Here is a 24918-nt window from a genome sequence, read left to right on the forward strand (position 1 = left end):
TGTCGGCATTCACAGGTCGCACGCGTATCAGTGCGACCTCACGCTAGCGCAGAGGAACGCTTGTCCATCGCAGGCGATCCTACCGACCGCACGGCGCAGCCACTGCCGCAACCTCCGCACGGAGCTGGCGCCTGCTCCACGCGATCCCCGTCGAGCTCGCGATAGCGCACCGCAAGAAGGCCTCGGCACAACGAGCTGTTGAACTCCATGTTGATGCGTACGCCTCGCAAGCGCTGCAAATACGAAGCCATTTCGTGGCGCTTGATGGGGCCCCCATCGTAGGTAACAAAGGCGGGGTCGGCTGGGAGATCGGCGAGGCGCCGCTCAACCAGAAGCTCGCGATAGCGCGGCTTCTCGCGCGCAACTTCTTCCGAGCCGAAGTTGACTGCGTCAAACGCGCTCAGACTCATACGGCAAATCGCGGGGTCCTCATAACCCAGCCGGCGCAATGCCAGGATCATGACCTCCTGGCGCCGCTCGAACGCCTTGCGGCGGAATTTCTCCCGCAGATCGTCAAGTGAACCGCCGCTCGCGAAATCCTTGAGCGCCTCGCCAAACGACCTGCCCTCGCGGACGCCCCGGTTGATCTCCTCGGCGACCATGTGGTCACGAAGCTGCGGGCGCGCCTCGCGAACCCACGGCAACGAGGACACCGCCCGACGCATGTCATCGGCCATGAGGAACGCGAAGTTCGCCGAACACCAGTAGGTCGGCAGGCGAAACACGATGTCGACTCCATCAACATGATCGACCGTGACCCGTTCGACAAATCCGAGCTCGGTGACCGGTTCGTCCAGCTCGGGATCCGTGACCAGCGCGAGGCGCTCCCACACCTCATTGGCCTTGCGATCATGCTGATGGAGCACGTTCATCGGCCCTACTCCGCTGCCGCCGCGTGGGTCTTCTGCCCAAGCTTCGCCTTCTGCGCCTCGACGTCGACTCCGTAGAGACGCGCGGCGTTGAGACCCAGAATCTTCCTCTTTGCCTGCGGCGTGAGGTCGACACCGTGCTCCTGCTTCAGATCTTCCGGCAGCTCAAAATTCCAGAACTTCTCGACCAGCCAGCGCGGCGTCCAGATCGCGTAGTCGCTCCCGAAAAGGAGCTTGTCCTCGCCGACCCAGAACAGCAGTTCGCTTATCACCTCGGCGAAATAGCGCGGACGTCCGTGGATGAATGGCAGCGCTACCGCGAGGCCGCCGTAGACGTTCGTCTCCTGCACCGCGATCCAGCAAAAATCATCGAGGCGCGGCAGACCGCAGTGCTCGATGATGAAGTTCAACCCTTGGAAGTCGGTCGCGGCATGGTCGACGTCGTGAACGTCGAACGCATCCTTGTCCAACGGAATGATCGTCGGCCCCTTATGGACGTGGATGTTGGTGATGCCGAGCTTCTGGCAGAGCTCGAGGCAGCGATATGCGTTGGGATCTGTGAGCTTCCACCCACGCGAGTCACCCTTCCATTCGGCGGTATAGAGCTTGACACCCTTGATGCCGAACGTCTCCTTCATGTAGTGGATGTACTCGAGCGCCTTCTCGCCATCCCGTGGATCGAAGGCGCCATTGACAATGAAACGGTCCTTGTACTTCTTCGCCATCTCGGCGTTGCGATCGATGGTGTTAAACCCGTTCTTGTAGAACTCTGTGAGGTAGGTCGACTGAACGACCGCCATGTCGTCAGGACCGTCGACGAACAGATCGTGATACATCTGGTCGGCGCTGTATTTCTCGAACTGTTCCTTCGGCCAGAGCTTGTCCTTCGGGCTGAGCGAGGTGTGGTACGCGTAGAAACAGTCGATGAACTGCTTGCCGTGGACGTTGAGCTGATTCGCCGGACTTCCGTCCCAAAAATGGGTATGGCCGTCGATAACGAACACTTCCTCGCCGCTGGGAGTTATGAACATGATGCTCTCCGGAAATTCCTGGTTGGCTCTAGTCGATCAAGCGAAGCGCGGTGGTCGGGCGAGACCACTTCGAGAAGCGGCGGGGGCCACAGCCGCTAGGGATGCGGCCCCGCCAGTCAGTGAGACGATGGAGACTCACTCGATGTATTCGAAGACCTCGTCCATGTTGCCGAACAGCGTCACCGTGTTGTCGTCGATGCGCACCATCCGGCCGTAGTGGGTCGAGGTGTTCACCTCGAAGATCTCGGCCGTCATTTCCTTCCCGAGAATTTCGCTGATTTCATCCATCTTGAAAGTCAGCTTTCCCTCGCCGTCGATGCGGATCAGGGCCGGTTGATAGGTCACCGTCACGTTCGGCTTCTTCGCCATGAACTCGGCGATGGCGCGCGCCTCGACGCTGTCATTCATGGTAACGCCGCACTGATGAGAAATGGTTTGCTCGAAACGAAGGTCCCCCATCTTCTGGAAGATATTCTGGTTGGTCGCAGATCTGGAAACGACGGACATTGCAATTTACTCCTTGGGAAGGGTGAGGCCGAGCTCGCCGAGAATCTTCTTGATGCGTTCGACCGTCTGCGCGCGCGCGTCTGCGTACTGCACCGGCTTCGAATGCGGTTGCGACCAGATCGGCTGCAGGCCGGCGGCCGCCTTGTTGGCGAGCGCGACGTGCTTGTTCACCCACCCCTGGAACAGCTTCTTGTTGTGGGCGCCATGCTGATTGTCGATCACCAGAATGTGCATCAGGTCGATCGTATTCGCGAGATTGCGCTCGTAGTCCGCTTCCGCGGACGAAATCACCGGCGGCGTGATGAAGTCGCCGTTTGATGAGGCTACCTGCATCAGGAAGCCGCTGCGAAACAGTTCGCCGACCAGTGGCTCGAACACGATGTTGGTGGCGAAATACTGCTCGAGATAGTCTGCCGAGCCCATGATCGATTCGATCGCTTCCCGCGTTGCTTGCCAGCCCTTGTCTCCCAGCCAAACGCGCTTGCCGGCCGTGTCGTCGAAGCCCGGAATGTCCATTCCGATCTCGGCCAGATACAGCGTAATATCCTGAGAAAGGCGAAGCTTGTAGGACGAGTTCGTCAGCGTCGCATTGTTGATCATCTGGGTGTAGCCGTAACGCTGAGCCTGCATCAGCGACGTGCCGAGACCGAACTCGGCGTGCTTCCACGCACCGAGATGGTTCTGCAAGATCTTGATCCAGGCCATGTCGAAGCTCTTCGGTGCCCCGGACTTGCGACCGTTGGCGATCACGGCCTGGACCATGGCTTCGATCTTGGACTGGCGCTGGTAGTGAGTGCGCTCCCACTCCTGGTCGGGAGCACGGAAGGCGTGCCAGTTGGAGCTGAGCGCGGCCGTGTTGTCCTTGGTGTAGGCACCCTTGCCGTTGGGGAAGGCGATGATCCAGTCCTGCAACAGGTATCGTTCCGGATCCGGTTGCACGTCGACCGTCACGTCTTCGTAGTGCGTGGCTCGCTTGCTGCGGGGCTCGAAATAGCGATATCTGCGGCTATCCGAATCCGGAAACACCGCAGAGCCTGCTGCACCGGATTTTGCTGATACGGTTTGAACGGCAGTCATGGTCGTCTTCCTCCTCCTGTTGTTGGGCTCTAGCTCGTTGGGCGGTCGAGGCGTCCTAGTTGTTCGCCGGCGTGAACTTGTCGAAGAAGATGCGGTCCGACTCGACATCGCTCATCTGCAACACTGGCGTCAGCGCTTCGATCATCGGCGATGGTCCGCAGGCATAGACGTCGACATCTTCGCCGTAGTCCGCACCGCGAAGGTGCTCTCCGACTGCCTCATGCACGAAGCCCTTCGCTCCGCCCCAGGCCGTGTCGTCGGCCGCATGGGAGAGAACCGGGATGAAGGTGAACTCCGGATGCCTGGCGGCGAGTTCCGCGAAATGATCGAGATAGAAGAGATCGTTCTGCGTCCTGGCTCCGTAAAAGAAGCGCACCGGACGCACTTCCCCGGAGCTGATGTGATCATGCAGGATAGACCATAGCGGCGACATTCCGGATCCGCCGCCGACCAGGATCATGGCTCCCGTTCTGTTTTCTCGTCGGAAGCAGGTCCCGTAAGGTCCTTTGATTCCGACTTCGGTTCCAACGGCGAGATCTCCGTCGAGTCGTGAGGAGAAGCGCCCATTGGGATACTTCTTGATGATGAACGCGAGTCTTTGGCTTTCGCCCGGCGAATTTGCCATGGAAAACGAGCGCGTAATCGTCTCTGGTCCCGGGAGCGTGATGTCGACATATTGCCCCGCCCAGAACTTCAGAGGTTGCTCCAGTGTGATTTCGAGGCGGCGGATGTCATGGGTCAGCGCTGAGACGCTCGTAACAGTGCCCGTGAAATCCTTGACGGGGATCGATTTCGACAGCACTTCCTCGTCATAGTTGAGGAGCTCCACCTCCAGATCCGAGTATGCCAAGGTCCGACACAGCAGGATGTAGTCCTGGCCTCGCTCCATCTCGTTGAGGGCAAACGTCGAGTATTTCTTCAACTCGACATCGCCTCCGGTAAGGACGCACTTGCACGCCGAGCACTGCCCCTCCTTGCAACCATGCGGCAGCGCGATCCCTTGACGAAACGCGGCGTCGAGAACGGTTTCGTTCTCCTCGACCTCGAACTCTATGCCTACCGGTTGCAGGCGAACGATATTAGCGGGCGCGCCCATAGGGCCTCCTCAAACGAACGCTTTCATATCTTCCGGGGAGCGATCGGGAAGGAGCCGGCCGCAGCCGGCTCCTTCCGTCTCACTTAATTGCAGGGATTGATAGTGAATCCCTTGCGGTACTCGGCGAGATGCTTCTCGCGGTCGGCCGGGCTCATCTCCCGCAGCGTCAGTAGCGGGCTCTTGAGGATGTGGCCGCGGACATCGTCGAGCGTCCACATTTCCTTCTGGTCGAAGCGCAGGTGCGGCTGGGCGACCAGGGTCTTGCCGTCCGTGCGCACGAAGCCGAGATCCTTGATGGCGTCGGCAATATCCACATTGTGGTAGACGCTCTCCCACTCGCGACGGCCGCTGAACCGGCCCATCGCGGGGGTCGGACGCCCCTGGTACTCGCCAGCGAAGGCTTCGACGGCCGTCCACCGATCGAGCTCATGGGCGAAGGTGTGCAGCTTGCCATCGATCTCGTCGGTGACGATGTCCTCACGGATGAGGCACGGAACGAGGCACGACCAGCAACGATGCGGATAGACGTAGCCGACGTCGCTGTTGAACAGGATGTTGGTTTGCCCCCGATGCGACAGCTTCTCGTACCATTTCCAGAACTCGCCGAACTGCGCATACCAGCCCGGATACTTGTGCTCGAACCACTCGAAATCCCTTTCGGTCTGCGCCTCGATGCGCCAGAAGTTCGCCGACCAGCCGACCGCAAAGAACTGAGCGACCTTGTGGACGTAGTGCTTCTCGGTCAGCCGCTTCCAGGCGGTCTGCACGTCGTCGTGATGGATCTTGATGCCGTACTTCTCGAGCGGCAGCATATAGGTCCGGTAATAGTCCTCGAAGATCCAGCGGTGCCACATCTCCGCGTAGGACTCTTTGTTCTTGTCGCGGTTCGTGGTGCCGTATTCGATGAACGTCCCGATCGCCGCGTCAACGATGGCGTGGTTCTGCCAGAAGGCATAGCGCATGTCGCGCTCGAGCAGCAGGTGGTTCTCCGGCTCCTTCAGCATCGACATCAGCATCGAGTGGCCGTTGCCGATGTGGCGGCTCTCGTCCGACTGAACCGAGAGGAACACGGTTGGCAACGCATAGTCGCCGTTACGCGCCGCCTCCGAGGGCATGGCGACGAACAGCGTGTTGGTGAACGCCGTCTCGGCGACGACGGTCAGGTAGACGTTCGCCGACGTGATGGCGTCACCGGTGATGAAGCCTTCGCCGAACTGGCGACCGATCGTGGTGGCGTAGCACTTGCCGAACGCCTCCTCCGTGATGTCGAAGCCGGCCGGGTCGATGTAGTTCTCCATGTACCATTTCTTCAGGTTCATCTGGATGGTCGAGTGTCGGAATTCGTCGACCATCTGCATGGTGAAGCCGGTACGGAGATCTTCGCCGGGTGCAAGGCGCCCAACCATCGCCATGGAACGTGCCGCCGAGATTTCCGGGAACGGGATGATCGCCAGGAACAGCTTCATCCACTCGACCCAACGCGGCTCGACGTTGCGGAACATGTCGCCGCGAAGCGCGGCATCGAGGGCGCCGTAGACTCGGTTGTCCTTTTCCTCCTGCATCGGGAAATAGGAGCGAAGGACCTGCTTCATCGGATCCTTCGGCGCCTTCGTGATCTTGTAGTCCGTGGGGAAGGTCATCGCTTCCTGGACGTAGGACGGATTCCATCCGAGATCTGCAATCTTCTTTGCAGCCTCACCGACGGAAATGCCGCGCTGGGCGGTGATCTTGTTGAGTGTTAGCGTTGCAGACATCTCGTCTTTCCTCCTGATCGGGTCAGAAACCACATCGATATTCCGCCTGCCTGGACCTCCGCGGACCGGGCAGTGCTTACCCGTGCGTTACGGGCCACCTCGCGACCGTTTCACGGCCGGACGCTTGATATCGGCAAGGGTCTCAGGATGACTGTGGAACGCCTCAGGGATGATCAGGAGCGATCTTCGGACCCAGCCGTCCTCCGATCGCAATTGAGTGCCCCCGCGCAAGGTTCGCCCTCAGCTTGACATCCCCTTCCCTCGTTCTTTTCGCGGCTCGCCCCGGACGGAGCAGTCAGCGTTGTTGTGCCAAACAGCTTTGCAATGGGCGTGCCAGCGCTCTCTTGCCTCGCCAAATCGATTTCTGACTGCCTGCGGTGAGGATCAGCGCTGACGGAGGCGTCGCGACTCCCAGTCAGCGACCTGCGGAAATGCAAACTGCGACAGGAGTTGCAAATTGAGAATCGGCGCAACGCGGAGACCGCCACTTCGCGGCGCAATGTTTGCGATGCAACAGCGCCAGAATTGCCCCGGGCAAGACGTCGGGCGCTTTGGGAATCGAACTCGGCTCGCTCGATGCGACACACCTTTGTCGCCTTGAAGGCCGCGCAGGCCGAGACCGGCTCGTTGCCCACCCACTTTGACTAGCGATAGTCCTCGAAACCGGCCGCCTGGTTTGATCGCCGGACCTTCTCGATCCAGCGATCCATGTACTGGGCGTAGCAATCATGATCGCAGAATGGGAGGCCGGTACTGAATTCCCTCAGATAGTGAGCGTGAATCGGCTCGCCGCAGGACATACAGAACGTCTTCAGCCACGGCGTTCTGCCATTGACGAGGACGAACCTCATGCGGCGTTCCTAAGCGATCTTATCGATATGAGATCGACAACGATGCAAATTGAGACGATGGCGCACAATGAGACTCCGGAGATCAGATCACTCCTCCACCTTCGCGGCGTTTGCACTGCGATACGAGCTTGTGTGAACCGATCTGATTGAACTGCTGCAGTGCGTGACTAGGATATCAAGCGGCTGGGGCTCCGATGACGGCGTCAGACGACACCACCGGGGCCTGACGATGGCGCTCGCTCGATCCATCGCGAGGAAATGCATGCTCGCGATGGATGATGCAGCTATCCTTCAAGGGATTAACACGGCCCGCCCATGAATTTTTCCGGCATTGAGATCGTGCAAGGCCTTATTGGCGTCCGCAAGGCGATACTCGGTCGTGGCAAGTTCAACCAGACCTCGGTCCGCAAGGGCCATCAACTCGGTTAGTTCGGCCCACGTCCCGACCAGATTCCCGATGATGTTTTTCTCGGTTATCACCATGTCGACGGTCGGCACCCGAATGTCTTCGCCGTAACCGACGACGTAGTAACTGCCCATCGGACGGGTCATTGCCAAGCCCTTCGACGTCGTGCCCTTCTCGCCGACGAAGTCGATCACTGCTTCCGCACCATTTCCACCGGTCAGGCCCAGAACGGCTTCTACTTCGTTGCCGTCAGCTTTCACGAGATGATCGGCGCCCGATTTTTCGGCGAGTTTCAGCGATGCCTCGGACTGGTCGACGACAATGATGTCGGCCGCACACATCGCTTTGAGGCACTGGATTCCGATGTGGCCTAACCCGCCCGCACCGATAACGACGCAAAGTTCGCCTGGCAAAAGGTGACGCGTGGCCTTCTTGACAGCGCGATAGGCGGTAAGGCCGGCATCGGCGTATGGCGCGACATCCTTTGGCGCCAAAGTCCGTGGCAGCGGGACGATGTTGCGTTCCGAGGTGCAAAGGAACTCTGCGTAGCCGCCGTTGCAATCGAGGCCTGGAAACGTCCCAGGACCATGCATGTCGAATCCTCGGCGACAGGCGAGACACGTCCCGCCGCTGATCTTCGGATGGACGATGACAGGATCGCCCTTCTTTAGTCCCTCGACTTCCTTGCCAATTTCTTCGATCCAGCCTGCATTTTCGTGCCCCATAATGAGAGGAAGCAGCTTGTCACCGCTCGGATCCATGTGCGGCTTCCACACGCCTTCGACGATGTGAAGGTCGGTTCGGCATACGCCTGCACCACCGATGCGGACGATGATGTCCGTTGATTTTGTCAGCTTCGGATCGGGCACCTTTTCTTCCCCGACCCAGAGGTCGTTGGAGAGTTTCTCGTCGTATGCTCTCAATACTTGGGCTCTCATTTTCTCCTCCGTGCCCCCGGCGAACTTCTGTGCGCCATCGGGTCGTTCGAGCCTCAGCATTTTTTGTGCCAGCAGATTTAGGTCGCGGTGCCAACGGCCATCGTCCGAGACGTGCCAACAGCCTTTCTGCGTTGCACGCAGACGTCACTTTTCATCCATGATGAAAACAGCCGGTTACTACCAAGCACGGATCAGCGTCGTCTAAGGGTCCTCAATCATCGGAAGGATCGATGATCAAGCCAGGCACGACAGAAACAATAAGGGGGTGAGCTTCGCAGCGCATTGCTTGCGACGCAGCCCGCTTATGCCCAATACCCGGGTGCGCTTGCCTGCCGTCGGTCCAAGGAGCGGTCGAACTGGCCCTCTGCCCTGCACGGAGCCGAGATCGCGGCTAAACGGAAAGCGGCCGGTTAGTTGCCACAGTTCGCTCCCGTGGAGCTGCAGCGCGACGATCCGCCGCCGTCGATCCCTTCGTCGCCGGCCAGTAGGCGATCATCGGTACAGCAGCCTCACCTCCCCTGGAACGCCGCCGGACGGCGCTCGATAGAGGACTGAATACCTTCTCGCTCGTCGGCGCTCTTGTGAACGCGGTCCAGGATCGCGGGGATGCAGGCAATCGCAGCCGCCTCGCTCTGCTCGGCATATTTCGCGGCCGCTTCCCTTGTCACCTGAATGCCAAGCGGTCCGTTGCGGGCGATGATCGCCGCGATCTCCATGGCGCGGTCGACCTGCTGACCCGCCGGCACGACCTCCTGGACGAGACCGATCTCACGGGCGCGCTGCGCGGTGAATTCATCGCAGAGGAAGAGGTGGTACATGGCATTGCCCCAGCCTGCGCGGGACAGCGCATGTCCCTGTAGAGCGCGGCAGATCGTTACGCCGAGGAAGGCCGTTCCCTCGTGGTGCTCGCCGGAGAGCGCCACGGCATGGGCTCATCGCGCGACTGGGCCGCGAAGGGCGTCGCTCTGCTCGGTGCCCACGCCGTGCTGGCGCTAAGCTTCGAGCGCATTCACCGCTCCAACCTGATCGGCATGGGCATCTTGCCGCTACCGAAATTTCGATCTAAGCCATTAATTTTGCTGAGATATTTCAACTCTGATCAGCCCTTTATGTAATTGGACCGATTGAAAGAACTGGTTTGACGAGGCTTCCGCGGCTTGGCTCTTCTAGGACCATATACGCATGAATTGGAAGCGAAGATCGTTTCTTCGGATTATCAGTGCACACGTCACGACACACGAGACTCACATCGCCGCCGTACGCGAACAGCCTCGATCTTGCGTGAGCACAGGAACTGTGGGCCGGCTCGAAAGACACGGAGCAGAATGCAGCCCCGGATGCTGGCAGCGATCTGCAAGGGCAACGCACGGCCGAGATCCGGGTCGACACGGAAGGCGACTGTTGGAACGGGCGGCATGGCCGCCAGCATCCCTCAGGATGGACCAGGAGCGGATTCGGATCCAGCCTCCACGGGATCGGTCACCCCGACCGCGTGATAGGCACGGCCGAAATAGATCAGATTGTCGGTGCAGCCCGATCTTTGCAGCGCGACGACCCGGCAGAACAGTACATCATGCGTGCCGACATTGACGATATCGGCAATCCGGCAGTCGAACGCGGCGGCGCAGTCGGCCAGCACCGGCGCACCCGTTGCGAGCGTCGACCAGTCCGCGGCGGCGAACCGCTCTTCGGCAGGCACCTTACCGCCGAACAGGCGGGACAGTTGCTCGTGCCTCGCCGAGAGCACGTTGACGCACACCGCCTTGTTGCGCATCACGCTGGCATAGGCTGAGGAGCCGCGGTTGATGCAGACCAGAAGCGTCGGCGGATCGTCGGTCACGCTGCAGATCGCGGATGCGGTGAATCCGGCGCGGCCTGCGGCACCGTCGGTCGTGACGATGTTGACGGCCGCACCGAGACAGGCCATCGCGTCACGGTAGTCCCGGGAAGCCACATCCTGCATCGATGTCCTCACCCCTCGATGGCAGGCGCGAAGGCAAGCTCGCGCAACACCTGAGCCAACACCGACGCTCCCGCGGCGACATGATCGGGCTCGGCCCATTCATGCTCGACATGGCTCACCCCGTCGCGGCACGGGATGAAGATCATCGCGGCCGGACAGACTTTTGCGAGATGACGGGCATCGTGACCGGCGGCAGAGAGAATCGCCATGGCGGAATGCCCCTGCGCACGCGCGGCCTTCCCGATGCCCTCTCGCAGAGGCGCATCGAAGGCGTTCGAGGGCGCATCGACGAGCGGCGTCACTGTGACCGCGCAAGGCGATGCGTTCGCCCTGCAAAGAGTTGTGATACGCACACCGGCCGCGTCGAGCACCGCGTTATCGGGATGGCGCAGATCGATGCTGAAACTGACACGCGACGGCACCACCGAGGGCGCGTTCGGTGTGACGGCGACCCGGCCGATGGTGAACTTGATGTCGGCATCGATGGTGCCGATCTCGGCATGGAGCGCCGACGCCATCCGCGCAAAGGCCGCGAGCGCATCCCGCCTCTCCGACTGCGCCAGCGTGCCGGCGTGTCCTTCGCTCCCCTCAACCACCACCTGAAAGGTCTTCTTGCCCTGGATGCCGGTGACGATACCGATGGTGCAGTCGGCCGCTTCCAGCAACGGCCCCTGCTCGATGTGCAATTCGAGATAGGCGCCGACCGCGAAGCCGAGCGACCTATGCGGCAGATCGGGAAACGCCGCGTGAAGGCGGTCGAGCGCTTCGCCGACGCTGACGCCATCGGCATCGCGCGCTGCGCGGATCGCATCCATGTCGCGCTCGCCGGTGAAGGCTTCCGAGCCCATCATGCCCGGCGCAAAGCGCGAACCTTCCTCGTTCATCCAGGCAACGACGATGACGTCGCGCGCGGGCCTTTCGCCTTGCTCGGCGAGCGAGACCACCGCTTCGAGTGCCGCCATCACGCCGGCCGCGCCGTCGAACTTGCCGCCGGTCGGCTGGCTGTCGAGATGACTGCCAAGGAGAAGCGGCGGCGCAGCGCGATCGCGGCCGGCCAGCGTCAGGAACAGGTTTCCCGCAGCGTCGGTCGACGGCGTCAAGCCCGCCTCGCCGGCCCAGCCGATCACGCGGCGCCAGGCGGCGATCTCGCCATCGCTCAATGCCTGACGGTTGACCCCGCCGGCCGGCGTCGCGCCGATCTCGGCGAGTGCCATCAAGCGGGTCCAGAGCCGATCGGCGTCGATCAGGGGCTGGCTCGTCATCGACTACTTCGTGCGCATGATCTGGCCCGGCAGCGCGCGCGGATCGCGCGGCAGCCAGTGTCCGGCCTCGACCTGGGCGATGAACTCGGCGAGCAATGCGTTGAACGCCGCCGGCTCTTCCAGATTGAGCGTGTGGCCGGTCTTGGGGAAGACCGAGAGGCCGCAGGCCGGAATGGTCTTCTTCAGGAAGATGCCGGGCTGGAGGCAGTGATCGTCCTCGTCGCCGACGATGACCAGCGTCGGCACCATCATTGTCTTCAAACCGTCTTCGAGGTCGTAGAAGGACGGCCGACGCGCCTGAACGCCGCGCATGGTGTTGGCGGCGCCGCGGTCGGAATGGGTCGCGAGACGATCGGCGAATTCCTGCCAGCCGCGCGGATCCTTGTTCTGGAACTGCACCCGGCTCGCGCCGAGCGCATAGATCTTGGCGAATTCCCTGGCGCCCTGCTTCTCGAAATTGTCGGCGACTTCGAGCGAGACGCCGCGAAAATACTCCTCGAACTCCTTCTCGCAGCCGTAGCCGGCACCGGCCACCGTGAGCGACAACGCGCGCTCCGGCGTGCGCAGGCCGAAATGCACCGTACAGAACCCGCCCATGGAGAGGCCGACGATATGCGCCTTGTCGATTCCGAGCGCGTCGAGCACGGCGACCGCATCGTCCGCCGCGATCGCCTGGGAATAGGCCTCCACGCTGTCAGGCACATCCGACGGCGGATAGCCGCGCGCGGCGTAGCTGATGCAGCGATGGCGTCGGCTGAAGTAACGCAGCTGCGGCTCCCAGCTTTGGTGATTGCCGCCGAATTCGTGGATAAAGAGGATCGGCGTTCCCTCGCCCGCTTCCTCCACGTGCAGCTTCACACCATCCTTCGCTGTGATCATCGTCATCGGCATCGTCCCTAGAATTGCGGCGGCAGGTCGTTGAGCGTGCGCGCCTGCGCAACCATCTCCGGCAGCAACGTGCACAACTTCTCGACCCAGGCTTGCGGCACCGAAGTGCTGATCTTGACGAAGCGGTCGCCGAAGCGCTGGGTGTGATAGGTGCCCTGCCGAATCATGATGCCCTGGCGGCGATAGCATTCGACCAGCGCCTCCGGGCGGATGCCGGCCGCGATGGTCTCGAGCACCAGGAAGTTGCCGTGCGAGGGCATGATCGGCAGCGCCACCCCGTCGATTGCGGAAGCCGCCTCCTGGATCATCTCCTTGTTGGCGCGGTCGGTGCTGCGGACCTTCTTCATCCATTCGGCCTTGACCGACAACCCCGCCTGCGCCGCGCGCTGGGCAATGACGCTGGCGCCGAGCACGCTGGTGGAGGTCTGCGCCAGTTCCTCGAACAGGTCGGGCGCTGCGACGAGGGCTCCGATGCGCAAGCCCGCGAGCCCGAGCCATTTCGAGAAGCTGGTCGAGACCACCGAGCCTTTCGGGGAAACATGCAGTGCCGGGGTATGGCCGTCGGCAAAATCGCGATAAGTGCAGTCGTGCACCAGCAGCGCGCCGCAATCACGCGCGATCGCCGCAAAGCTCTCGATCTCCTCGCGGGTGTAGCGAATGCCGAGCGGATTGTTGGGATCGACAAGATAGATGATCGCGGTGCGCTCATCGACATTCGCCTTCAATGCCTCGGGCGTCAGCCGGTAGTTGCAGGCGGGATCGTAGATCGGGATCTCGATCACCTCGGCGCCTTGCTGGCGCGCGAACAGGCACGGCCATTTCCAGGTCGGGTCGGTCGTGACCAGCGTGGTGCCGGGCTTGCAGCGCGCGCGGCAGATCATCGCCAGCGCGTTGACTCCGCCCTCGGTCACCAGCGCTTCTGCGCCGGGCACGCCGAGATCGGCGACGATCGCCTCGCGCAGCGCCTCGAAGCCGAGCGGCGGGGCATAGGCGTTGAACTCACCCGCCTCGATCGAGCGCAGCATCGCCTCGCGCACGGCCGGATGGCTCTCGATATGGTTGGTGTTCTGGCCGAGCCAGTAGAGTCCCGGCGTCGCCGAGAGCTCGTCGAAATAGCGGTTGCGGACCAGCGCCGCAGATTGAGACCCTGACATCGACGCCTCAGATCACCGAGCCGCGCGCGGCGATGCCGCCGTCGATCGTCACCACGGTGCCGGTGATGTAGCCGGACCGCGGCGAGGACAGGAAGGCGACGAGATCGGCGACCTCCTCCGACGTCGCCGGCCGCTTGCCCGGATATTTGTCGAACAGCTCCTCCCAGCGGCTTTCGTCGCCGAGCATGTCGATCGACTTGCGCTTCATGATCTTGAGCATGCGGTCGGTGGCAACAGGCCCGGGATTGACCGCGACGACGCGGACGCCGTGATCGAGACTGCGGCCGCCGAGCGCTTTGGTGAAGGACATCAGCGCGGCGTTGCCGGTCGAGCCCGCGATATAGCTCGCGTCCCAGTTCTCACCGGAATTGCCGATGATGTTGATGATGACGCCGTCCTTGCCCTTCATGCGCGGATAATAGAGACGCGACAGCGTGATGTAGCCGAACACCTTGAGATCGAAGCCGCGCCGCCAGGCCGCGTCGTCGAGGATTTCAAGCGAGCCGGCCGGGATGTCGCCGGCATTGTTGATGAGGATGTCGATATCGCCGACCTCGGCCGCGAGCTTTTCCATCGCCGCCGTGCTCGACAGGTCGAGCGCATGGATCGTGATCTTCACGCCATGGCTGGCTTCGAGCTGCTTCTTGGCCTCCAGCATCGCCTCGCCGTTACGGGCGGCGAGATGCAAATGACACCCCTCCGCGGCGAAGAGCTCGGCCACCGCCAGTCCAATCCCTTTCGACGCGCCGGTGATGAGGGCGGTCTTGTTCGTCAGCTTCAGGTCCACTCGGGTCTCCAGGATGCAAGCTAGATATACAAATTCTAGCAATTTGCATACCAAGAGGCCGGAAGGTCACTCGAAGGCGGCCAGAAAGTCCAGGAGGTTGTCGCCGAGCAGGTTGACGTGGTCGCGCATGGTGCTGTGCGCCCGCTCCGGATCGTGGGCGAGGATCGCCTGCATGATCGCCTCGTGCTCCCTGACGGTGTCGGCGATCCGGTTCGGCATCCGCGTCACCCGGCGGCGATAGGCGGCCACCTGGTTGCGCAGCTTGCGGGTCTGGTCGGCGAGGAACGTGTTGCGCGAGGCCTCGTAGATCGCTTCGTGGAATTCCTGGTTGATGTCGTAGAAGACGTCGATGTCCCCGGTTTCGCCCGCAGCCACAAGTCGCTGGTGAATCTTGCCTATTTCAGCCCCCCAGGCCTGCGAGACGCGCCGGGCGGCGAGCCTTGCACAAAGCCCTTCGAGCTCGGCCATCACCTGGAACATCTCGATCAGCGCCTGCGCCTTGATGCTTCGGACGGTCGCGCCCTGCCGGCCGCGCAGCTCGACCAGATTGTTCGCAGCCATCAGGCGGAACGCCTCCCGCACCGGCGTGCGTGAGACGCCAAAACGCTGGGCGATCTCCTGCTCGTCGAGCCGGCTGCCCGGTTCGAGGTGGCCTGCCGCGATCGCCTCTTCGAGCTTCTGGCGCAAGCTCTCGGCGAGCGTCGTACCGGGGCTTGCGGCGAGGGTTTCGTGCCCATTTTTCACGCGCCTGCCTCCGCCATGTGCACCAATATCCGCCATCATGTTTTTCCGATGCCAATATAGGTATACATATCGACCCTCATATCCCAACGAAATGACCTATTCTCTCTCGGAGACGCAAGTCTCTCCGACCTTTTCGCCCTCGATCTCGCAAGTCTTATGCCTGATTTGCTCGGAAATGGCACTGGCACACGAGTTGCTAAGAGATTTCGACGCGGCCCGCTTTCGTATGCGAATGGCCGCCGCCATTATACAAGGACATGCTGGTGCAGGCCGCCCGCCTCCCCGATCCCGGACCGACCATCGAAGCCCCGCAGGCTCAGCCGAAGCCTGAGCCGCTGCTCGAGCTGCGCGCGATCAACAAGACCTTCGGCTCCGTCGCGGCACTCTCGGGACTTCAGGCAAGCGTCGCCCCCGGAGAGTTCGTCACCGTCGTCGGACCGAGTGGCTGCGGCAAGAGCACCCTCTTCAATATCGTTGCCGGCCTGGAAGAGCCGGACGCCGGCGGCATTCTGCGCTTCGAGGGCAAGAGCTGCCACGCGAGCGACCTGCTCGGCCGTGTCTCCTTCATGCCGCAGCGCGATTTGCTGTTTCCCTGGCGCAATGTCGTGGACAACGCCATCCTCGCGCTCGAGGTTGAAGGCATGCCGCGCGAGCAGGCGCGCGCCAAGGCGCTGAAGATGCTGCCCGAGTTCGGGCTGGCCGGCTTCGAGAAGCAGTACCCCAATCAACTGTCCGGCGGCATGCGCCAGCGCGTCGCTCTGATGCGCACATTCCTGTTCGAGCGCGACCTGATGCTGCTCGACGAGCCGTTCGGCGCTCTCGATGCGCTGACGCGGGCGATGATGCAGCGCTGGCTGCTCGACGTCTGGCAGAAATACCGACGCACCATTCTCTTCATCACCCATGACGTCGACGAGGCGATCTTCCTCGGCGACCGCGTGCTGGTCATGACGGCGCGTCCCGGCTCGGTGAAGCTCGAACAAATCGTCGACCTGCCCCGCCCGCGGCGGCCCGAGATTGTCACCTCCCCCGAATTCGTGCGCCTGAAGCGCACGCTGCTCGATGCGATCGAGGAGGAAAGCATGAAGTCGTTTCAATCCTCCATCGCGCAGGAGAAGTCGCAGTGAACGCGATGCCAGCGAGAGAACCGCAAGCCGCACCGCGCGGGATCGATCCGGCCGAATGGGATGCCCGGATCAAGCTCGCGGCCTGCTATCGCATGGTCGCCAGGCTCGGCATGGACGATTTGATCTACAATCACATCTCCATGCGTGTGCCCGGCCATGACGATCAGTTCCTGATCAATCCCTATGGCCTGTTGTTCGACGAGATCACGGCGTCGAGCCTGGTGAAGATCGACACCAAAGGAAACAAGCTCGACGACACGCCGCAGGCCGTCAATGTCGCTGCCTTTGTCATCCATGCTGCGATCCACACCTCGAACCACGATGCGGCCTGCGTGCTGCACACCCATTCCGACGCGAGCGTCGCGGTTTCAGGACAGGAGAAAGGCCTGCTGCCGCTCAGCCAGTTCGCGATGCGCTTCTACGACCGCCAGGCCTTCCACGACTACGAAGGCGTCGCCATCGACCTCGACGAGCAGGTCCGCCTGGTTCGCGATCTCGGTCCGCACAAGGTGATGCTGATGCGCAACCACGGCATCCTGACCGTTGGCCGCACGCCGGGCGAGGCCTTCATGCTGCTCTATTATTTCGAGCGGGCCGCGCGGATCCAGCTCCAGATGCAGGCCGCCGCAGCAGCCGGCGCCAAGCTGGTAATGCCGCCGCACGAGGTTTGCGAGAAGGCCGCCCGCCAGTTCTGGGAATTGCAGGGCGACATCCTCGTGCCCGGTGAACGCGAATGGCCGGCGCTGATGCGCCAGCTTGACCGCACCGATCCATCCTATCGCAATTGATTTTCACCGTCTGGAGTATGACCATGTTGAGCCGTCGCCACGTCCTCTCCGTCCTCTCCGCCATCGCACTGGCGACCGGCTCGCTTGTCACCGCTGCGCCTGCCGCAGAGTTGCAGAAGGCAAGCCTGCGGCTGAAATGGCTGCCGCAGGCGCAGTTCGCCGGCTTCTACGTCGCGGCGGCCAAGGGCTACTACAAGGCCGAGGGCATCGACCTCACCATCAATCCCGGCGGGCCCAATTTGCTCACCGAGAACCTGGTCGCGACCGGCGCTGACACATTTGGCTTGTCCGGCGGCACCGACAGCGTGTTCGCCGCCCGCGACAAGGGCCTACCAATCGTCTGCATCGGCGTGTCGCACCAGATCACGCCCTTCATCTTCGTCACCCGCAAGGACGGGCCGGTGAAGACGATCCAGGATTTCAAGGGCAAGACCGTCACCACCTGGTTCACCGGCGCCAACCATGTGCTCAACGGCATGCTGGCCAAGGAAGGCATCAAGCCGGACGAGCTGAAGATTCAGCCGCAGCAGGTTTCGGTGACGCCGTTCGTCGATGGCAACGTCGACGTCATCACGGCGACCTACTACAACGAGTTCTACACCATCCAGTCGCGCATGCCGAAGGACAGCCTGAAGACCTTCGTCGCCGAGGATTACGGCATCACCTTCCCGCGTGACACGCTGATCGTGGCCGAGACGACCGCCAAGGAGAAGCCAGAGCTCGTCAAGGCGTTCCTGCGCGCCTCGCTCAAGGGCTGGAAGGACGCGTTCTCCGATCCCAAGGGCGCCGTGGACACCGTGATGGCCACAGCCCCGACGCTCGACCGCGCGCAGCAGGAATTCATGCTCACCGAGGTCAAGCGCCTGATGACGGCCGGCGCGGCAGCGAAGGCCGGCATGTTCTGGATCGATGCCGATGCGGTCAAGACGGCCCACGACTTCTTCCTGAAATATGGCGTGATCTCCAAGCCGGTCGATCTCGCCGCCGCCTATGACGCCAGCTTCATCCAGAGCATCCCGGCGGCGGACCGGCTGCCGTGAGCAGCCCTGCGGCGACATCGCTCCGTGAAGGCCGCGCAACTGCGCGGTCGATGGCAATGCCGGATTTCCTGCGCAAGCTGATCCGGCTCCTGCTCGGCCTCGCCATCGCGGCAGTGATCTGGGAAGGCGCGGTGCTGCTGTTCGGTATCCGGCCGTATTATCTGCCACGCCTCAGCACGATCCTGATGGCGATGGCGGCGACGCCTCGCGCCTATGTCGACGGTTTCCTGCGGACCCTTGCCGAGACGCTGATCGGCTTCGCCTCCGGCGGCGCGTTCGGCGTGCTCATGGGCGTCGTGTTCTTCCGTGTCCGCGCGCTGCGCGAGATGATCTTTCCGATCTTCGTGGTGTCGCAGACCATTCCGGTCATCGCCTTCGGCGCGCTGGTGGTGCTGTGGTTCGGCAACACGCTGCTCGCCAAGGCGATCATCGCATTCTACCTGACCTTCTTCCCGGTGACCGTTAATACGCTGCTCGGTCTCGAGACCGTCGATCCCAAGCAGGTCGCGTTGATGCGCAGCTTCGGTGCCTCCAACCGCCAGCTCCTGCTGCGCCTGCAGTTGCCGACCGCGCTGCCGCAGATCTTCGTGGCGCTGCGGCTCGCGGCATCGCTGAGCCTCGTCGGTGCCATCGTCGGCGAATGGTTCGGCGATACCACCGGGCTCGGCGTGCTGCTGCTCCAGGCCATGTTCACCGAGAATGTCGTCGCGATCTGGGGCGCGCTGCTCGCCGCAGCCCTGCTCGGCACCGGGTTCTATGCAGTGGTCGCCGCGGCCGAGCGGCGCCTCGTGTTCTGGAACGCCGAACAATGAGCCACGCGATCGCCTCACCCTCGCTCGCCGTCCAGCGCGGCATTCTCGGCGCCGTCCTCCTGGTCGCGTGCTGGGAAGGGACGGCGCGCGGACTGCATCTGCCGGCCTATGTACTCCCCGCCGTCAGCGACATCCTCGTCGGCCTCTGGTCCAAGCGCGCAATACTCATCGACGCCGCCGGCTACACCCTGCTCGAAGCACTCGCGGGCTACGGGCTCGGCTGCCTGATCGGGCTTGGCCTCGCCGTCGCCATCGCATTGGTCCCTGCATTGCGCAGCGCGATCCTGCCGCTCGCCACCGCGATCAATTCGGTGCCCGTGGTCGGTTATTCGCCGCTGATCCTGCTGTGGTTCGGTATCGGCGTCAGCTCCAAGATCGTGATGGTGGCGATGGCGGTGAGCTTCACCATCCTGCTGTCGATGCTGGCCGGGCTCGACCGGGTCGATCGCCGCGCCGTCGACCTCATGCGCAGCTTCGGTGCAAGCCGCTTCGGCGTGCTGTGGCGCCTGCGCCTGCCGACCGCCCTGCCGCTGCTGCTCGCCGGCATGCGCGTCTCCACGGTGCGCAGCGTGATCGTGGCGATCGTCACCGAAATGCTCGGCGCGCATGGCGGACTCGGCTGGGTGATTTACCAGGCCGTGCTCCAGATTGATTTCGTCCAGGTCTGGGCAGCAATCTTCGTCGCATCCGCGGCGAGCCTCGCCTTCTTCGGCCTGATCGGCTTCCTCGAACGCAAGATCCTGTTCTGGACGTGACGCCAGGAAACACACCATGAAACGACAGATGCATCTCGGCCTGTTCATCCTAGGAACCGGCAGCCACGTCGCAGGCTGGCGCTATCCCGGCGCGGTCGACAGCTTCCAGGATTTTGCGGCAATCCAGGAGATCGGCCGCACCGCCGAGCGCGGCAAGTTCGACCTGATCTTCATGGGTGACAATCTCTATGCCGACGCCGCCGCCCATCCCTCCTACACGCTGCGGCTGGAGCCGCTGACCATGCTGGCGGCCCTTTCGACCTCGACCAACCATATCGGGCTCGGCGCCACCGTCTCCACCACCTACAGCGATCCCTTCTCGGTCGCGCGCGTGTTTGCTTCGCTCGATCACATCTCCAGGGGACGCGCGGCATGGAACGCGGTGACAACGGCCAATCCGGCGACGGCCGCGAACTTCGGCACCACCCATCCCGACCACGCCCGCCGCTACGAGATGGCCGGCGAATTCCTCGACGTGGTCAAGGGCCTGTGGGACGGCTGGGCGGATGACGCCATCGTCGCCGACCGCGCCAGCGGCCTCTACATCGATCCGGCGAAGCTTCGCCCGATCGACCATGAAGGCGCGTTCTTCAAGGTGAAGGGCCCGCTCAACATCGGCCGCAGCCCGCAAGGCCGCCCCGTCGTGCTCCAGGCCGGCGGCTCCGAGGCAGGACAGGCCCTTGCCGCGCGCACCGCGGACATCGTGTTTTCGGTGGTGCAGGATATCGACGAAGCCAAGGCCGGTTACGCCTCGCTGAAGACGCGCCTGCCGGCGTTCGGACGCAGGCCCGAGGACGTCACGGTGCTGCCGGGCGTGATGCCCGTGGTCGGCCGCACCGACAAGGAGGCGTTCGAGAAGCTCAATACACTCCAGAGCTTTGTCAGCGGCAGCAATGCGCTCGCCATCCTGTCCGACCGCTTCGGCCGCGACATGTCGGCCTATGATCTCGATGGTCCTATCCCCGATATCGCGCCGTCGGACAACTATCACAGCTTCGCCAGCGTCATGCTCGCCAAGGGCCGGCGCGAGAACATGACGCTACGCGACCTCTACAATCTCACCGCCGCCGCCCGCGGCCATTGGGTGCTGTGCGGCTCGGCCGAGCGCATCGCCGACACGCTCCAGCTCTGGTTCGAGGAGCATGCCGCCGACGGCTTCAACGTCATGCCGCCGTATTTCCACGAAGGGTTCGAAGATTTCGTCCAGCTCGTCGTGCCGATCCTGCAGGAGCGCGGGCTGTTCCGCAGCGATTATGAGGGGACGACATTGCGCGATCATCTCGGCCTCGCGCGGCCGGCGAACCCGTTCTTCGCGGCTTAGAGCACCCCGGCAGTTCGCAGGGCCTGCTCGAGTGCCTGCAACTCGCCGCGTGTCGCTGGCGGCTGCGGCGGCCGCACCGCATCGCATGACAGGCGTCCGAGCAATTTCAGGCACGCCTTGAGCCGCACGGTCGCCCGCCCTCCGGGCGCCTCACGATAGATCGCGACCGCCAGAGGATACAGCTGCTCATGCGCGGCGCGCGCCCGTTCCCAATCGCCGGACTGGGCGGCAGTCCAGAGGCCGACCACAAGCTCCGGCACGACGCAGGCGAGGCTGACCTGGCTGCCGGCGGAGCCGACGATATAGCTCGTCAGCAGATGTTCGTCGCCGGAGCCGAGCACGACGAAGTCCGGTCGCAGTTTCCGGATCAGCCTGAGATTCTGTTCGTAGGCTGAGACCTCCCAGCTGCCCTCCTTCACCGCAACGAAGCGAGGATCGACGGCAAGCCGCGTCAGCAGCGGCGGCGCGTAGGCCATCGCGCCCGCGCCGACGGGCGCAGCGTAGAGCATCAAAGGTACCGTCGTGGCATCGCGGATGTGGCGGTGATGTTCGATCACGCAATCATCGGCATGGCCGAGCGCCCAGCTGTTGGGAGGAAACACCAGCAGCCCGTCCGCGCCGGCCTGCTCCAGCGCAGCCGCCTCGCGCGCGGCCTCCAGGCTCGATTCATGATTGACCCCGGAGACGATCAGGCATTCCTTCGCGTGTTGACGCGCCAGCTCCACCACGCGCCGCTTCTCGGCCAGCGACAGCACGAAATTCTCGCCGGCATGGCCGTTGACGAGGAGCCCATTGATGCCGGGCGTGGACGAAACCGAGATGACATGGGCTGCGAGCTGCGCCTCGTCGACCTCGAAATCGGGCGTCATCGGCAGGATGGTGGCGGCGTGAATGCCGCGCAGGCGATCGCTGAATGTCCGCATCGTGGCCGACATCGCCAGCTAGTGAATGATTTGGTCGAGGAACGTTCGCGCCCGCTCCGACTTCGGATGCTTGAAGAATTCCTCCGGCGCGGCCTGCTCGACCACCTTGCCCTCGTTCATGAACACGATGCGGTCGGCAACCTCGCGGGCAAAGCCCATCTCATGCGTCACGCACAGCATGGTCATGCCCTCCTCGGCGAGCTTCTTCATGGTCTCCAGCACCTCCTTGACCATCTCGGGGTCGAGCGCCGAAGTCGGCTCGTCGAACAGCATGATCTTGGGGCGCATGCACAGCGCCCGCGCGATCGCAACGCGCTGCTGCTGGCCGCCCGAGAGCTGCCCGGGAAATTTCTCCGCCTGGTCCGGAATCCGCACTTTTGTGAGGAAATGCATGGCGAGATCCCTAGCCTCGGCCTCACTCATGCCATTCGCGGTCATCGGTGCCAGAGTGCAGTTCTCCAGCACCGTCATGTGCGGGAACAGATTAAAGCTCTGGAACACCATGCCGGTGTCGCGCCTGACCGCGTCGATGTTCTTGCGCTGATGGTCGAGCTCGACGCCATTGACGTAGATCAGGCCCTCATCATGCTTCTCGATGTGGTTGATGCAGCGGATGAGCGTCGACTTGCCCGAACCGGAGGGGCCGCAGACCACGATCTTCTCGCCCTTGGCGACCTTGAGATCGACCTCGTTCAACGCGGTGAAGTCGCCATAGTGCTTGTAGACCGCCTCCATGCGGACCGCGGGCACCTCGCGGAGCTGCGGTTGCACTGTTGCACCTTCCGTCGTCGTCGTCGACGTCTCGCTCATGCCCGGGCCTCCACGCTCGCCTGTGCGACCGGCGCCCTCGTCGCGACCTTCCTGGATTTCGTAACGCTCGATCGACCGAAATGTTTTTCCAGGCGGCGCTGGACCGCATCCCAGACCGATGTGAGGATCAGGTAATACGCCGTTGCCGCCGCATAGACCTCAAGGATCTGGAAATGCTCCTGCATCAGCATGTCGCTGCGGCGCATGAGCTCCTCGACCGAGATCACGGAGGCGAGCGAGGTCGCCTTCAGGAGCGAGTTGATGGAATTGCCAAGCGGCGGGATCATCAGCCGGAACGCCTGCGGCAGGGTCACGCGGCGGAACGTCACCCAGGGCGACAGGCTGAGCGCCCAGGCGGCCTCACGCTGCCCCGCCGACACCGCCATGAAGCCGCTGCGCACGATCTCGGCGAGATAGGCCGCCTCGTTGAGAATCAGGCCGACGAGCGCGCAGGTGATCACGCTGAACTTGATGCCCAGTTGCGGCAAGCCGCTGTAGATCACCACCAGCTGGATCAGAAGCGGCGTGCCGCGAAAGAACCAGATGTAAAAGCGCGCCGCTCCCGCAAGCACCGGATTGGACGACATGCGCAGCAACGCGATGCCCATGCCGAGGATCAATCCGCCGATGACCGCCGCCACCGTCAAGCCGATGGTGACGAGGACTCCCTTCATCAGGAAGTAATTGAAGAAGTAGCTGACGGCGGCCGTCGGACTGAAATGGCTCATCGGCTCTTCTCCGTGGGTATCAGGCCGGACCGGGGCCGGCGATCGCAAGCGGCTGGTCGGCCGGCATACTGGTTAGGCCGAACTTGTCGAACAAGGCCTGGTAGCTGCCGTCGGCGCGCATCGCGTTGAGCGCCTTGACGACGGTATCGGCGACCGTCTTGTTGCGGAAACCAAGCGTGGTCCTGGCCGTGCCGAGCCCGCTCAGGACTTCCTTCACACGACCACGGCCGACGAGATCGCGTGCCACGCTGTCGACCAGCAGCGCATTGTCTACCTGGCCCGCAAGCAGCGCGCTGACGACGTTGGTCGCAGTCGGGAACGTCCGCATCTCGACGGCCGCTCCGCCTTTCGCTACGCTGGCATCGCTGAGCTTCTTGAGCCAGTTCATCTGGTAGCTGCTGACCTCGACGGCGGATGATTTTCCGATCAGATCGTTTTCGGTAGCAATTTTTGTGCCGCTGTCGGGAGACACCACGACCGAAATGGCCTGAATGGCGTAAGGCACCATGTACATCAGCTTGGAGCGCTCCTCGGTCCAGAACATGCCGGTATTCACGCCATCGATGCGCGCTGCACCCAAGGCAGGAATCATCGCTGGAAAATCCATCCGGACGAGTTCGACCGGAAGACACAACCGTTTGCCGAGTTCGGCGGCGAGCTCGACATTGAGGCCCTGCAGCTGTCCGTCCTTGTCGACGAATTGCTGCGGCGGATTGGTCGGGTTGATGGAGAGCTGCAATTTGCCGGGCGCAATCAGATTGCCATCGGTGATTGCGGGCGTACAGGCGGCATGCACCGCCGTGGATGCAAGAACGAGTGCGGCGGCTGCACTCAAGCGAAACAGTGTCGAGACCATGGATACCTCCAGTAAGACGCCAATGACCGATGCAGTTCCTCGCCCGGGACTCCCCACAACGCTTCTTGGATGCGGCCAGCCGGTACTCGCGACCCGGCAGGCAGCATCGTCCTTGATCCGCTTCAAGCCGGTCCCGACATCGGCTTGAGCTGGATGCGCATGAAATTCTTCACCAGGGATTCGAACGGGCCGAATCCCTTCACTTTCAAAAACTCCGGCGTCTCGAACGCCCAGCGTCCCGCGACCTCGTACATGGCGGCGTATTTCGGCCCGTCGCCGACCGAGACGAAGCGCTTTGCCGACAACCAGCCGGGACAGGCGAGCAGATCCGGAAAATGCCTCTGCTCGTACCAGGCGTTGAACGCAGCCTCGTGCTCGGGATCGATGTCGAGCCGCACGATATGGATGAAGGCTTCGTCGGCCATGGGTTC

At 62.8% G+C, this 24918-nt stretch carries 26 protein-coding genes and 1 pseudogene; 7 read left to right on the forward strand and 20 right to left on the reverse strand.

Features of this window, described 5'->3' with window-relative positions; all coding sequences use genetic code 11:
- Positions 1-38 precede the first annotated feature (38 nt).
- The 9 genes from XH96_RS24200 to XH96_RS24240 form a co-directional block, all read right to left on the reverse strand.
- Positions 39-872, reverse strand: coding sequence for an iron-sulfur cluster assembly protein (locus XH96_RS24200; RefSeq protein ID WP_194387981.1), 834 nt, complete (start codon positions 870-872; stop codon positions 39-41).
- Positions 873-877: 5 nt separating this feature from the next.
- A complete protein-coding gene (locus XH96_RS24205) occupies positions 878-1900 on the reverse strand; it encodes an amidohydrolase family protein (RefSeq protein WP_194387982.1) in 1023 nt (340 codons plus the stop codon).
- Between the two features lie 135 nt (positions 1901-2035).
- Complete coding sequence (locus XH96_RS24210; RefSeq protein ID WP_011086461.1) at positions 2036-2407, reverse strand: MmoB/DmpM family protein; 372 nt, start codon at positions 2405-2407, stop codon at positions 2036-2038.
- A gap of 6 nt (positions 2408-2413) precedes the next feature.
- Positions 2414-3484, reverse strand: a complete 1071-nt coding sequence (locus XH96_RS24215; protein WP_194387983.1) for an aromatic/alkene monooxygenase hydroxylase subunit beta — start codon at positions 3482-3484, stop codon at positions 2414-2416.
- A gap of 55 nt (positions 3485-3539) precedes the next feature.
- Positions 3540-4580 carry a 2Fe-2S iron-sulfur cluster-binding protein gene (locus tag XH96_RS24220; RefSeq protein WP_194387984.1) on the reverse strand — a complete coding sequence of 347 codons (1041 nt, stop codon included), beginning with the start codon at positions 4578-4580 and terminating at the stop codon, positions 3540-3542.
- Between the two features lie 83 nt (positions 4581-4663).
- Positions 4664-6334 carry an aromatic/alkene/methane monooxygenase hydroxylase/oxygenase subunit alpha gene (locus XH96_RS24225; protein ID WP_194387985.1) on the reverse strand — a complete coding sequence of 557 codons (1671 nt, stop codon included), beginning with the start codon at positions 6332-6334 and terminating at the stop codon, positions 4664-4666.
- 644 nt (positions 6335-6978) lie between these two features.
- The gene (locus tag XH96_RS24230; protein ID WP_194387986.1) at positions 6979-7185 is read right to left on the reverse strand and encodes a hypothetical protein; all 207 of its coding nucleotides are present in this window, start codon (positions 7183-7185) and stop codon (positions 6979-6981) included.
- Between the two features lie 291 nt (positions 7186-7476).
- On the reverse strand, positions 7477-8529 hold the full coding sequence (locus XH96_RS24235) for an NAD(P)-dependent alcohol dehydrogenase (RefSeq protein WP_194394233.1): 1053 nt from the start codon (positions 8527-8529) through the stop codon (positions 7477-7479).
- A gap of 509 nt (positions 8530-9038) precedes the next feature.
- Positions 9039-9347, reverse strand: a complete 309-nt coding sequence (locus XH96_RS24240; protein ID WP_246789721.1) for an enoyl-CoA hydratase-related protein — start codon at positions 9345-9347, stop codon at positions 9039-9041.
- A gap of 45 nt (positions 9348-9392) precedes the next feature.
- Here XH96_RS24240 and XH96_RS24245 point away from each other — a divergent pair.
- A pseudogene (locus tag XH96_RS24245) lies at positions 9393-9578 on the forward strand (hypothetical protein); the annotation flags it as partial.
- 383 nt (positions 9579-9961) lie between these two features.
- Here XH96_RS24245 and XH96_RS24250 read toward each other — a convergent pair.
- The 6 genes from XH96_RS24250 to XH96_RS24275 form a co-directional block, all read right to left on the reverse strand.
- Positions 9962-10492, reverse strand: coding sequence for a flavin reductase (locus tag XH96_RS24250; RefSeq protein WP_194387987.1), 531 nt, complete (start codon positions 10490-10492; stop codon positions 9962-9964).
- Positions 10493-10500: 8 nt separating this feature from the next.
- Complete coding sequence (locus tag XH96_RS24255; protein WP_194387988.1) at positions 10501-11754, reverse strand: Zn-dependent hydrolase; 1254 nt, start codon at positions 11752-11754, stop codon at positions 10501-10503.
- Between the two features lie 3 nt (positions 11755-11757).
- Positions 11758-12639 (reverse strand): alpha/beta fold hydrolase, encoded by an 882-nt coding sequence (locus tag XH96_RS24260; protein ID WP_194387989.1) that lies wholly within the window; start codon positions 12637-12639, stop codon positions 11758-11760.
- Positions 12640-12650: 11 nt separating this feature from the next.
- Positions 12651-13796, reverse strand: coding sequence for a pyridoxal phosphate-dependent aminotransferase (locus XH96_RS24265; RefSeq protein WP_194387990.1), 1146 nt, complete (start codon positions 13794-13796; stop codon positions 12651-12653).
- A 7-nt stretch (positions 13797-13803) separates the two neighbouring features.
- Positions 13804-14583: an SDR family oxidoreductase gene (locus XH96_RS24270; protein WP_194387991.1), complete on the reverse strand. Its 780-nt coding sequence runs from the start codon at positions 14581-14583 to the stop codon at positions 13804-13806.
- Between the two features lie 66 nt (positions 14584-14649).
- Positions 14650-15327, reverse strand: a complete 678-nt coding sequence (locus tag XH96_RS24275; protein WP_210337762.1) for a GntR family transcriptional regulator — start codon at positions 15325-15327, stop codon at positions 14650-14652.
- 263 nt (positions 15328-15590) lie between these two features.
- On the opposite strand from XH96_RS24275, the gene XH96_RS24280 reads away from it, so the two are divergent.
- The 6 genes from XH96_RS24280 to XH96_RS24305 are packed head-to-tail and all read left to right on the forward strand — an operon-like array spanning position 15591 to position 21170.
- On the forward strand, positions 15591-16454 hold the full coding sequence (locus XH96_RS24280; protein WP_194387992.1) for an ABC transporter ATP-binding protein: 864 nt from the start codon (positions 15591-15593) through the stop codon (positions 16452-16454).
- Positions 16451-17242 carry a class II aldolase/adducin family protein gene (locus XH96_RS24285; protein WP_210337778.1) on the forward strand — a complete coding sequence of 264 codons (792 nt, stop codon included), beginning with the start codon at positions 16451-16453 and terminating at the stop codon, positions 17240-17242. Before XH96_RS24280 ends, XH96_RS24285 begins: the two co-directional genes overlap by 4 nt.
- A gap of 23 nt (positions 17243-17265) precedes the next feature.
- Entirely contained in the window at positions 17266-18282 is a 1017-nt protein-coding gene (locus tag XH96_RS24290; protein WP_194387993.1) for an ABC transporter substrate-binding protein, read from the forward strand.
- 50 nt (positions 18283-18332) lie between these two features.
- Entirely contained in the window at positions 18333-19094 is a 762-nt protein-coding gene (locus XH96_RS24295; protein ID WP_246789723.1) for an ABC transporter permease, read from the forward strand.
- Entirely contained in the window at positions 19091-19849 is a 759-nt protein-coding gene (locus XH96_RS24300; protein WP_194387995.1) for an ABC transporter permease, read from the forward strand. Before XH96_RS24295 ends, XH96_RS24300 begins: the two co-directional genes overlap by 4 nt.
- Before the next feature lie 16 nt (positions 19850-19865).
- Entirely contained in the window at positions 19866-21170 is a 1305-nt protein-coding gene (locus XH96_RS24305; RefSeq protein ID WP_194387996.1) for an LLM class flavin-dependent oxidoreductase, read from the forward strand.
- Here XH96_RS24305 and XH96_RS24310 read toward each other — a convergent pair.
- From XH96_RS24310 to XH96_RS24330, 5 genes are read right to left on the reverse strand one after another with little or no spacing between them, the layout of a single operon-like run.
- Complete coding sequence (locus XH96_RS24310; RefSeq protein WP_246789724.1) at positions 21167-22093, reverse strand: dihydrodipicolinate synthase family protein; 927 nt, start codon at positions 22091-22093, stop codon at positions 21167-21169. The two genes, XH96_RS24305 and XH96_RS24310, sit on opposite strands and share 4 nt — an antisense overlap.
- 18 nt (positions 22094-22111) lie before the next feature.
- Positions 22112-22903 (reverse strand): amino acid ABC transporter ATP-binding protein, encoded by a 792-nt coding sequence (locus tag XH96_RS24315; protein WP_305853274.1) that lies wholly within the window; start codon positions 22901-22903, stop codon positions 22112-22114.
- Positions 22900-23631 carry an amino acid ABC transporter permease gene (locus XH96_RS24320; protein WP_194387998.1) on the reverse strand — a complete coding sequence of 244 codons (732 nt, stop codon included), beginning with the start codon at positions 23629-23631 and terminating at the stop codon, positions 22900-22902. Before XH96_RS24320 ends, XH96_RS24315 begins: the two co-directional genes overlap by 4 nt.
- A gap of 19 nt (positions 23632-23650) precedes the next feature.
- A complete protein-coding gene (locus XH96_RS24325; protein WP_246789725.1) occupies positions 23651-24613 on the reverse strand; it encodes an ABC transporter substrate-binding protein in 963 nt (320 codons plus the stop codon).
- Positions 24610-24912, reverse strand: coding sequence for a DUF4286 family protein (locus tag XH96_RS24330; RefSeq protein WP_194387999.1), 303 nt, complete (start codon positions 24910-24912; stop codon positions 24610-24612). The genes XH96_RS24325 and XH96_RS24330 overlap by 4 nt, the downstream gene beginning before the upstream one ends.
- Between the last annotated feature and the right edge of the window lie 6 nt (positions 24913-24918).

It is taken from the genome of Bradyrhizobium sp. CCBAU 51765, from assembly GCF_015291725.1.
In the GTDB taxonomy this organism is placed as follows: domain Bacteria; phylum Pseudomonadota; class Alphaproteobacteria; order Rhizobiales; family Xanthobacteraceae; genus Bradyrhizobium; species Bradyrhizobium liaoningense.